Source organism: Frankia canadensis, from assembly GCF_900197875.1.
In the GTDB taxonomy this organism is placed as follows: domain Bacteria; phylum Actinomycetota; class Actinomycetes; order Frankiales; family Frankiaceae; genus Frankia; species Frankia canadensis.
Map to the genome: position 1 here is coordinate 1 of NZ_FZMO01000129.1, position 10,789 is coordinate 10,789.

A 10,789-nucleotide genomic window follows, 5' to 3' on the forward strand; every position below is an offset into this window, starting at 1 on the left:
CGCTTGTCGACGGCCCGGGCGGGCGGCGCGGATGTTCGAGGCGGCGGGCTGGCAGGTGCTCACGGTGCGCCACGGCCGCCGGCTCGGCGCGTTGCTGCGCGCCCCCGGCGGGCAGGCACTGACGTCCCGACTCGACCAGCTCAGCCCGGCGGAGTACCAGGACCTGCTGCACCTACGGGGTACTGAGCTGCGACGCCGGCTGGCCGGCCCGGGGGCGGCCGGCGCGGGGGTGAGCCGCCTGCTCGACACGATGGGCGACGACGAGATCCTCGCCTGCCTGCGTGACCTCGGCGGCCACGACATCCCGCTGCTCATCGACGCCTTCGACGAGGTCGCCGCCGACCGCCCGACCGTGCTGTTCGCCTACACCGACGACCTCCTCCACGCTCCCGACCAGCCGGCACCCGCCGTCACCGAGCAGGGCCCCGCGGCCGCCGTGATCAGCGCCGGCGACGCGGATGCGGTGGATGCGGATGCGGCGGACACGGACGTGGACGGAGGGGATGTCGCCGTGGTCGACGGTGTCGCGGCGTCCCGGGCGGGTGTTCCCGTCGAGGCCGGCCCGGACGTGCCCGCGGCCGTGGTGGCGCGGCGCGCCGACCTGGCTGTCCGCCCGGCCGGGGACGGTCTGGGGCCGCTGCCGTGGAGCTCGGGCGCCCGCCGGCTGGCCCGGCATGTGGCCGCCTACCTGGACCGGGCGCCGACGGCGCCGCGTGACCCGGCGCCCGTCCCTGCGCACACCGGCCGCGCGTTCCCGGCGTGGATCTCCACGCAGGCGGCGTTCGGACTGCTGTTGCGCGATCTGCCGGCCCTCGCCCCGGCGACGGCCGCCGCCGTCGTCACGGTCAGCACCCGCGCGGCCGACCCGGTGCTCGCCGGCTGGCTCGCCGCCGGCCCCGACGGGCCCGCGGGCGCGGCCGACCGTGGCGCGGTCGAGGTCGTGGCGGACCATGGCGGCCGGCGGGTGAGCGGGCGGCATGTCGCCGGCGGGCTGTCGGCGGCGGCGTTCGGCGGGGTGCTGGGGTCGCTGGGGGTGGCGTGGAGCCGGCAGGGCCTGCCGCTGCTGCCGATCGGCGTCGCCGACGAGGTGAGTGCGGGGCGGGTGCTCCCGGGATGGCTCGCCGCCGGCGCCACCGACGCCCGGTCGGTGCTCGCGGTGGCCGACACCGGGTTCGACGCGGCGTCACGCGCGCTGGCCTGGAACGGCGGCGACGGGGTGCCCACCGCGGTCGCGACCACCTGGATCCCGGCGTTCGCCGACGACACGGCCTGGTGCCTGCTCGCCGGGCTCGACCGCCTCGCCCGCCTCGACGGCGCGTCCAGCCTCGTCCGGTTGTCCGCCCGGCCGGTGGACCAGCGCCTCGCCGAGCTGCCGGCGGACCCGGACGCCCGGCGCCGCCGCCGCGCCCTGGTGCTCGCCGGCGGCTACCGGCTGCACGAGGGCGGCCCGGACGCCGTGATCACCCTGGTCGGCGTCGGGCCGGTCCTGCCGGAGGTGCAGCTCGCCGCGGCACGGCTGCGGGCGGGGCTGGGCCGCGAGGTCAGCGTGGTGTGCCTGACGTCGCCGAACGCGGTCTTCCACGCCCTGCAGGCCCGCCGCGGCCTGGCCGAGGGGTCCGACGCGCTGCTCGCCGAGCTGTTCCCGGCCGAGCGGCGCACCCCGATCGTCACCGTCGTCGACGGTGACCCCCGCGCGCTGAGCTTCCTCGCCGGGGTGCACGGTGACCCGATCTCCACGCTCGGCTCGGCGGCGCCGCCGCCGGGCTCGCCGCCGGCCGCCGACGCCGAGCCCGTGCCGGCCGACACGATCATCGGCACCGCCCTGGACCTGCTCGACGAGGCTGCCGGCCGCTGATCCGGCGGACCGGCGGCGCGGGTCAGACGCCGACGGCGTGCACCCCGCCGTCGACGTGGACGGTCTCGCCGGTGGTCGCGGGGAACCAGTCGGACAGCAGCGCCACGCAGGCCTGGGCGGCCGGGGTGGTGTCGTGGACGCTCCAGCCCAGCGGCGCGCGGCCGTCCCAGACATCCTCGAACTGGCTGAAGCCGGGGATGCTCTTGGCCGCCATCGTCCGCAGCGGGCCGGCGGCGACCAGGTTCACCCGCACGCCGCGGGGGCCGAGGTCGCGGGCGAGGTAGCGGGCCGCGGAGGCGAGCCCGGCCTTGGCGACGCCCATCCAGTCGTAGGACGGCCAGGCCACCGAGGCGTCGAAGTCGAGGCCGACGACTGACGCCCGCTCGCCGAACAACGGCAGCGTCGCGCGGGTCAGCGACGCCAGCGACCAGGTCGAGACCTGCAGCGCCGTGCCGACCTCGGACCACGCCGCCTCGACGAACGGCTTGCCGCCGAGCACCGACTCGGGGGCGAAGCCGATCGCGTGCAGTACGCCGTCAAGGCCGTCGACGTGTTCGAGGACGCGCTCGGCGAGGGCCGCGAGCTGCTCCTCGTCGGTGACGTCGAGTTCGACGACGGGCGCCTCGGTGGGCAGCCGCTTCGCGATGCGGCGGGTCAGGGACAGGCCACGGCCGAAGCCGGAGAGAACCACCCGGGCGCCCTGTTCCTGGGCGATGCGGGCGACACTGAAGGCGATCGACGCCTCGGTGAGGACCCCCGTGACGAGGATCCGCTTACCTTCGAGAAGTCCGCTCATGGCCCGCATCCTGCCAAACATCGGCGGCCCCGCGGGTATCCGTGGTCCAGCAAGTCCGGCCTCGCCCCACTGACCTGGACCGACGCGGGACCCCTCGTCCGGCTCGGACCACATGCTCGGACAACGTGGCATCAGCCGCGGGCGGCGAGACGGCGGCGGCCGGCGCGGGTGACCGGCTCGACGAAACGGGCGGCGAGCGGGCCGATGATCGCCATGAGCAGCACATAGCAGGCGGCGAGGGGCCCGAGTTTCGGTTCGATGCCGGCGGCGACGGCGAGGCCGGCGATCACGATGGAGAACTCGCCGCGGGCGACGAGCGCCGCGCCGGCGCGGAAGCGACCCATGGTGCCGATCCCGGCGCGCCGCGCGGCCCACCAGCCGGTGAAAACCTTCGTCGCGACGCCGGCCAGCGCCAGCAGCGAGCCGGCGAGCAGCGCCGAGGGGATCTGCGCCGGGTCGGTCTGCATGCCGAAGAAGACGAAGAACACCGCCGCGAACAGGTCGCGCAGCGGGCTGAGCACCTCCTGCGCCCCCTCGACGACCGGCCCGGACAGGGCGATCCCGACGAGGAAGGCGCCGACCGCCGAGGAGACCTGCAGGCGCTGCGCGATCCCGGCCACCAGCAGGGCGAGGCCGAGCACCCGCAGCAGCAGGATCTCGTCGTTGCGGTCGGCCTTCGGGTTGAACACCAGCCGGCTGACCTTGTCGCTGTGGCGCAGGGCGACGAACAGGACCGCGACGAGCAGCCCGAGCGCGACCGCGACGGTCACCGACCCGCGGCTGATCGTCTGGTGCGCCAGCAGCGCGGTGAGGACCGGCAGGTAGATGGCCATCGCCAGGTCCTCGAGCACGAGGACGGACAGCACCACCGGCGTCTCCCGGTTGCCGAGCCGGCCGAGGTCCCCGAGGACCTTCGCGATGATGCCGGACGACGAGATGGCCGTCACCCCGCCGAGCACGACCGCCGCGACCGGCCCCCAGCCGAGCAGGAACGCCGCCACCACCCCGGGGGTGGCGTTGAGCAACAGGTCGAGCACGCCCGCGGGGGCGTTGCCGCGCAGGCCGTGCAGCAGTTCCTCGGCGGTGTACTCGAGGCCCAGGGTCAGCAGCAGCAGGACGACGCCGATCTCGGCGCCGACCTCGATGAACTCCTCACTGGCGCCCAGTGGCAGCAGGCCGCCGTGCCCGAAGGCCAGGCCGCCGAGCAGGTACAGGGGGATCGGGGAGATGCCGCCGCGCATCGCCAGATGGCCAAGGATGCCCAGGGAGAACAGGACTCCGCCGAGCTCGAGAAAGGTGGTGGGTGTGGAGTGCACTCGTTTCGGCCAACCAGCTCGTCAACCGGTGCGGAGCAACGCGGCGACGCTCGCCGTGTTCTCCGGGGTCCCGACGACGACCACGATGTCGCCCACCTCGAACCGGAAGTCCGGTCGCGGTGAGGCGTGCACGATCTGGTCGCGCACGACGGCGACGATGGACGCGCCCGTCCGGGTGCGGGCCTGCGTGTCGCCCAGCGGGCGGCCCGCGTACGGGGAGTCGGGCTGGATGGCGATCTGATCGCCGACCAGGCCGGCGAACGCCTTGCTGATGTCGGTGAGCTTCTCGACGATGTGCGGCGCGCCGAGCAGTTCGGACAGCGCGTCGCTCTCCTCCGCGGTCAGCGGCACGCACTCGCGGGTGGCGTCGCTGTCCTCCGCATCGTAGATCACGAGTTCACGCCGACCGTGGTGATGGGACACCACCCCGAGGCGGCGCCCACTGCGGGTCTGGAAGTCGTGCCGCAGCCCGATGCCGGGAAGCGCGGTCTCCTCGATATCCACAACAGCCCTTTCCGAGCGACGGCGCCCGTTTCATCCCGTGGCGGACACCCGCATACCTCCAGGTGAGCCGCCTTCGTCACCCTAGCCAACGACCGTCCGCGATCCTTGCCACGGCACCGCCGTCGCCCCTCGCCACATACCCGACACCGACGGCGAGTCACCGAGTTCGCTGCGCTACCTCGCCGTCACGGGGCCGGAAGCGGCCGAGGTCACCTCGCCGGAACCGCTGGCCCGGCGACGATTACCCACCACTGCGCGTTGGAACGGTCAAAGTGACAGCGGCGTTCCGCGACGCCGATCCCCAGACCGCCCGGAACCGGGACGTCCAGGCGAGACCGAGGGAGAGCGCCCACCGTGCTGAACCGAAGTGCCCATCTGCTGCGCCGGATCGCGCTGACCGTGCTCGGCGTCGCCATCCTCGGGGTCGGCGTCGCGATGCTCGCGCTGCCCGGACCGGGCTTCCTCGTGATCGCTCTTGGCTTCTTCGTGCTGAGCCTCGAGTACGAGTGGGCGCGGCGGCGCTTCGAGCAGGCCCGGCGCAAGGCCGCCGACCTCGCCGACCAGGCCGCCGCCAACGCGCTGTCCTCGGCCTTCACGATCGTCTTCGGGATCGGCATGGTCTCGGCGGGCGTGGCGTGGATCGTCGTCGACAGCCTGCCCGCGTCGTCGCCGTGGACCGGCGGGAGCCTGATCTTCAGCGGCCTGGTCGTCCTGAGCACGATGATCGTCAGTCTCTGGCAGGCGCGCCAGGCCCGCCTCGCCGGCGAACCGACCCCGGCCGAGCTGCTCGAACGGCGCGATCACCCCGACCGCGCGGCGCACTCCGACCGCGCGGCTACTGGCCCTGGGTCTCCTGGTTGATGCCCACGACGCCGGCCTGGCGGTGCACGCAGGCGTAGATCGCGGCCCGGTCGGCCGTCGACGCCCGGGCGACGTCGTAGCGCAGCGGGTACACCCGGCTGCTGGCCAGGTTGTTGCGATCCGGCGGTTCCTGGATGGCCTTGCCGACCGAGGGGCACGCGGCCCGCACGGCGTCCTTCTGCGCCTTCGTCGCGTCCGGGCTGAAGTAGACGACCGCCTCCTGCTGCGGCGGCGGCCCGCTGGTGGAGGCGTACACCCCGAAGACGATCAGGCCGATGCCGGCCAGGGTGATAGCGACGACGGCGGTGCGACGCCGCGGATCCATCAGGTAACGCAGCGCGCGGGTGATGCCGCTCTGCCACGATTCGGCCACGTCGTGATTCCTGTCACATCGGGGAAGAAAATCTGGTCCGGATAACGGGTGGACCACCGCGAAGTCCGGACCCCCAACGTAGCCGCCCCGCGCGGTCCGTATGGTGAACGCCTTTGTGAGGCACAGCGACCCACACCGTCGAACAGCGATACACGCCGTCGACCGGCGGGCGCCCGCCCACGATCCGGCCCAACGACGGGCCACCCACCATCGGAGCGAGAGAGCGAGGACAGGTCGTGCCATCCCTGATCGAGGACTACGCGCTGATAGGCGATACCCACTCCGCGGCGCTCGTGGCACGGACAGGGTCGATCGACTGGCTGTGCCTGCCCCGGTTCGACTCGCCGTCCTGTTTCGCCGCGCTGCTCGGCGATCCGGACGACGGCCACTGGCAGATCGCGCCGGTCGAGCCGGTGCTCGGCGTCAGCCGCCGCTACCGGGGCGACACCCTGGTGCTGGAGACGGACATGACCACCGCGTCGGGCACCGTGCGCATCGTCGACGCCATGTACCCGCACAACGGCACGCACACCGTGCTGCGCCTGGTCGAGTGCCTCGAGGGCGCGGTGCGGATGCGCTCGGAGACCCGGTTCCGCTTCGACTACGGCTCGATCGTGCCGTGGGTGCGCCGCGTCGACGAGCACACCATCAGTGCCATCGCCGGCCCGGACGCTGTGACGCTGCGCACCACCGCCCCGATGGAGGGGCACGACATGGCCACCTACGCGGAGTTCAGCGTCGCCGCCGGCCAGTCCGTCCCCTTCTCGCTGACGTGGACGCCGTCGCACCAGTCGCCGCCGCCGCCGCACGACGTCCGGCGCATGATCACCCTGACCGAGGCGTGGTGGTCGGACTGGATGGCCGGCTGCACCTACGACGGCCAGTGGCAGCCGGCGGTGCGCCGCTCGCTGATCACGCTGAAGGCGCTGACCTACGCGCCCACCGGGGGGATCGTCGCCGCCGTCACCACGTCGCTGCCCGAGCACATCGGCGGCGTGCGCAACTGGGACTACCGCTACTGCTGGCTGCGCGACGCGACGATCACCCTGCTCGCCCTGCTCGACGCCGGCTTCACCTCCGAGGCGACGGCCTGGCGGGAATGGCTGCTGCGCGCGGTCGCCGGCGACCCGTCCCGGGTCCAGATCATGTACGGGGTGGCCGGGGAGCGCCGGCTGCCCGAGTACGAGGTGCCGTGGCTCGCCGGCTACGAGAACTCCTCCCCCGTGCGGGTCGGCAACGCCGCCGTCGACCAGTTCCAGCTCGACGTGTACGGCGAGGTCCTCGACGCGCTGCACGTCGCCCGGGTCGCCACCGCCGGGCACGGCGACGACTCCTGGCCGCTGCAGACCAAGCTGATGGACTTCCTCGAGACCGGCTGGCGCAAGACCGACGAGGGCATCTGGGAGGTCCGCGGCCCGCGCCGGCACTTCGTCCACTCCAAGGTGATGGCCTGGGTGGCCGCCGACCGCGCGGTGCGCGGCATCATCGAGTCGGGCCTGCCGGGCCCGGTGGACCGCTGGTCGGCGCTGCGCGACGAGATCCACACCGAGGTCTGTTCCCGCGGCTTCGACCAGGACCGGGGCACCTTCACCCAGTTCTACGGCTCCAAGGAGCTCGACGCGGCGCTGCTGTACATGCCGCTGGTCGGCTTCCTGCCGGCGACCGACCCGCGGGTCGTCGGCACCGTCGCCTCCATCGAACGCGAGCTGATGGAGGACGGGTTCGTGCTGCGCTACCCGACCGCCGAGGACGGCGCCGTCGACGGCCTGCCCGCCGGCGAGGGCGCGTTCCTCGCCTGCACGTTCTGGCTCGCCGACAACTACGCGCTGTCCGGGCGGGTGGACGAGGCGCAGGAGCTGTTCGAGCGGTTGCTGTCGCTGCGCAACGACGTCGGCCTGCTCGCCGAGGAGTACGACCCGCGGCTCGGTCGGATGACCGGCAACTTCCCGCAGGCGTTCAGCCACGTCCCGCTGGTGAACACGGCCCGCACGCTCACCGACGCGCTGCGCGGCGTCCCGCGCTCGCGCACCGACCGGGCGCACCCGCCCGGCCACTTCTTCGGCTGAGCGGCCAGTTCTTCGGCTGAGCGGCGGGGCTCGGGCGGACCCTCGGACGGGTCCGCGGCGAGCACGCCGATACTGGTCCGGTACGACGGACGGGTAGGGACACGGACAGGGGGCGGGTGTGGCGGGGTGCATCGCGGTGATCGGTGGCGGCATTCTCGGGCTGGCGGTGGCTCGGCGGCTCGGTCAGGTCGAACCGGGCGCGACGGTGACCGTCTTCGAGAAGGAGACCGACGTCGCCCGCCACCAGACCGGGCGCAACAGCGGCGTCGTCCACGCCGGCCTCTACTACGTGCCCGGCTCGCTGAAGGCGACGCTGTGCCGGCGCGGCGTCGGGCTGCTGCGCGAGTTCTGCGAGGCGCACGACATCCGCTACGAGGAATGCGGCAAGGTCGTCGTCGCCGTCGACGACAGCGAGCTGGAGCGCCTCGCCACCATCGAGAAGCGGGCCGAGGCCAACGGCGTGCCGGGCACCCGGATGCTCGACGCGGCCGAGCTGCGCCAGATCGAGCCGCACGCCCGCGGCGTCGCCGCGCTGCACTCCCCCACCACCGCGATCGTCGACTACCCCGGTGTCGCCCGCGCGCTGCGCACGGAGATCGAGGCCGCCGGCGGGGCGGTGCGCACCGGCGCCGAGGTGATCGGCGTGGACGAGCGGCCCGACGGCGTGCACCTGCGGGTGACCGTGCGCGCCTCGGCCCGCGCCCGTCCCAACGGCAACCACGAGGTCGCCGCGCACGACGGCGGGCGGGTCAGCGCCGTCACCGAGCGGGTCGGCCCGTTCGACCTGCTCATCACCTGCGCCGGCCTGCAGTCGGACCTGGTCGCCACGCTCACCGGGGAGGACCCGTCCCCGCAGATCGTGCCGTTCCGCGGCGACTACTGGCTGCTGCGGCCCGAGCGGCGTGACCTCGTCCGCGGGCTGATCTACCCGGTGCCGGACCCGCGCTACCCGTTCCTCGGCATCCACCTGACCAAGCGCATCGACGGCGAGGTGCTCGTCGGCCCCAACGCCGTGCTCGCCACCGCCCGCGAGGGCTACACGGTCGGCACGCTGCACGGCGCCGACCTGCGCCGCACCCTCACCTGGCCGGGCTTCCACCAGATGGCCCGCACCCACTGGAAGACCGGCGCCAAGGAGATGCTGCGCACGGTCAGCCGCCGGGCGTTCGTCGCCGAGGCCCGCCGCTACGTCCCCGAACTGCGGCCCGCCGACGTCGTTCGCGGCCCCGCCGGCGTGCGCGCGCAGGCCGTCGCCCGCGACGGCAGCCTCGTCGACGACTTCGTCCTCGCCCACAGCGGCCGGGTGCTGCACGTACGCAACGCCCCCTCCCCCGGCGCCACCGCCTCGCTCGCGATCGCCGAGCACATCGTCGCCAAGGTCGTCCCCGACCGCACCGCCTGACCCGGCCGCGGCGCCTGACCCGGCCGCGGCGATGACCGCCCGCCTGGGGCGGGTGGGATGCGATCCTGATGCGGTGGGCGAAGCCGGGATCATCCATCTGGACGCCGCCGGAGCGGCGCGCCCGAGTCCGGCCACCGTCGAGGCGCAGGCGGCGTTCCTGCGCGCCGAAGGCGAGCACGGCGCCTACGTCGCCGAGCTGGAGGCCGCCGACACACTGCGGGCGGGCCTGGAGGCGCTGGCCGCACTGCTCGGGCCCGACCTCGACCCGGACGGCATCGCCTGGCATCACGGCGCCAGTGCCGCGTTCGCCACCCTGCTGGGCGCCTGGCCGCTGCCCGCCCGCGGGGGTCGCGTCGGGGTCGTGCCGAGCGAGTACGGCTCCAACCGGCTCGTGCTCGAGGCGTGCGCCGCGCGGGCCGGGCTCGACCTGCTCGACCTGCCCGTCGACCCGGCCGGCACGGTGGACCTCGACCGTCTCGACGGTTTCGGCCTGGACCGCCTCGACCTCGTCGTGTTCCCCCAGGTGCCCAGCCAGCGCGGGATCGTGCAGCCGGCCGCCGAGATCGGGCGGCGCTGCGCCGCGGCCGGCGTCCCCCTCGTCGTCGACGTCGCCCAGTCGCTGGGCCAGGTCGACACCACCGGCATCGGCGCCGACGCCTACGTGGGCACGTCCCGCAAGTGGCTGCGCGGGCCGCGGGGCGCCGGGTTCGTCGCGCTGCGGGCAGGCGTCGCCGACCGGCTCGGCCTGGCCGCGCCCAGCCTGCACAACGCGCGCCGGGCGGCCGACGGCGGCGCGCCCGAGCCGCTGCCCGGCGTCGCGCGGCTCGGGGTCGGCGAGGCGTCGGTGGCCGCGCGCGTCGGCCTCGCCCGGGCGCTCGTCGCCTACGCCGCGGACGATCCACCGGCGCTCCGGGCGCGGATCGCCGCACTCGCCGCCCACGGACGGCGCGTCCTCGACGGCGCCGGCGGCTGGCAGGTCCGCGAGGAGGCCGACTCTGCGAGCGGCATCATCACCCTGCGCCCGCCACCCGGCGCCGACCCGGCGGCCACCCGCGACCGCCTCTACCGGGACGCCCGGATCCTCACCAGCGCCATCCCCGCCGCCCGCGCCCGCGACCTCGACGGCCCCCTGCTGCGGGCCAGCGCCCACGCCTACAACGACCCCACCGACCTCGACCGCCTCGCCGCCGCCCTTGCCGCCACTTCCACCTGACATGTCGGCCACGATCCTCGGGCACCACCCGAGCCCGGATCACCGCCATACCGCCAAGACGGCGCGTTCCCGCGGGAACAGACCCACCGGACCGGCGTGCGTGGTCGCGAACGCGACGCCCACAGATCGGCGCGGGTCTGAGAAAGTGCGGGGATGTTCGGTGTGGTGCGTCCCTGCCGGGGACGAATGTCGCCGGAGCTCCGCGAGGCGTGGATGTCGCATCTGTGCGGGCTCTGCCTGACCCTGCGTGATCGTCATGGTCAGTGGGCCCGGCTGGCGACCAATGTCGACGCGGTGCTCGTCTCGGCGCTCGTCGCCGCGCAGACCGGCCCCGCTGCCGGGACCACCGGCGGGGCGGGCGGGCGGCGGCTGGCGGGGCCCTGCCCGCTGCGGGGGATGCGGC

8 protein-coding genes and 2 pseudogenes are annotated in these 10,789 nt (G+C 74.4%); 6 read left to right on the top strand and 4 right to left on the bottom strand.

The genetic code is table 11. The features are described from left to right. Positions 1–1,855, top strand: a pseudogene (locus C1A33_RS12900) (pyruvate dehydrogenase); the annotation flags it as partial. Between the two features lie 22 nt (positions 1,856–1,877). Here C1A33_RS12900 and fabI read toward each other — a convergent pair. The 3 genes from fabI to C1A33_RS12915 form a co-directional block, all read right to left on the bottom strand. Then, positions 1,878–2,651 carry an enoyl-ACP reductase FabI gene (gene fabI / locus C1A33_RS12905; protein ID WP_101831763.1) on the bottom strand — a complete coding sequence of 258 codons (774 nt, stop codon included), beginning with the start codon at positions 2,649–2,651 and terminating at the stop codon, positions 1,878–1,880. 131 nt (positions 2,652–2,782) lie between these two features. Next, complete coding sequence (locus tag C1A33_RS12910) at positions 2,783–3,967, bottom strand: cation:proton antiporter (protein WP_101831764.1); 1,185 nt, start codon at positions 3,965–3,967, stop codon at positions 2,783–2,785. Between the two features lie 21 nt (positions 3,968–3,988). Further along, positions 3,989–4,471: a cation:proton antiporter regulatory subunit gene (locus C1A33_RS12915; RefSeq protein ID WP_101831765.1), complete on the bottom strand. Its 483-nt coding sequence runs from the start codon at positions 4,469–4,471 to the stop codon at positions 3,989–3,991. Positions 4,472–4,825: 354 nt separating this feature from the next. Here C1A33_RS12915 and C1A33_RS12920 point away from each other — a divergent pair, with 354 nt between their 5' ends. Then, a complete protein-coding gene (locus C1A33_RS12920; protein ID WP_101831766.1) occupies positions 4,826–5,332 on the top strand; it encodes a PGPGW domain-containing protein in 507 nt (168 codons plus the stop codon). On the opposite strand, the gene C1A33_RS12925 is transcribed toward C1A33_RS12920, so the two are convergent. Continuing rightward, positions 5,307–5,657, bottom strand: coding sequence for a hypothetical protein (locus tag C1A33_RS12925; protein ID WP_101831770.1), 351 nt, complete (start codon positions 5,655–5,657; stop codon positions 5,307–5,309). The two genes, C1A33_RS12920 and C1A33_RS12925, sit on opposite strands and share 26 nt — an antisense overlap. A gap of 284 nt (positions 5,658–5,941) precedes the next feature. On the opposite strand from C1A33_RS12925, the gene C1A33_RS12930 reads away from it, so the two are divergent. The 4 genes and pseudogenes from C1A33_RS12930 to C1A33_RS12945 form a co-directional block, all read left to right on the top strand. Beyond that, the gene (locus C1A33_RS12930; protein WP_101831767.1) at positions 5,942–7,771 is read left to right on the top strand and encodes a glycoside hydrolase family 15 protein; all 1,830 of its coding nucleotides are present in this window, start codon (positions 5,942–5,944) and stop codon (positions 7,769–7,771) included. A gap of 118 nt (positions 7,772–7,889) precedes the next feature. After that, positions 7,890–9,173, top strand: coding sequence for an L-2-hydroxyglutarate oxidase (gene lhgO, locus C1A33_RS12935; protein WP_101831768.1), 1,284 nt, complete (start codon positions 7,890–7,892; stop codon positions 9,171–9,173). Between the two features lie 73 nt (positions 9,174–9,246). Then, entirely contained in the window at positions 9,247–10,386 is a 1,140-nt protein-coding gene (locus tag C1A33_RS12940; RefSeq protein WP_243407483.1) for an aminotransferase class V-fold PLP-dependent enzyme, read from the top strand. A gap of 186 nt (positions 10,387–10,572) precedes the next feature. Continuing rightward, positions 10,573–10,789 (top strand): annotated as a pseudogene (locus tag C1A33_RS12945) (DUF5685 family protein); the annotation flags it as partial.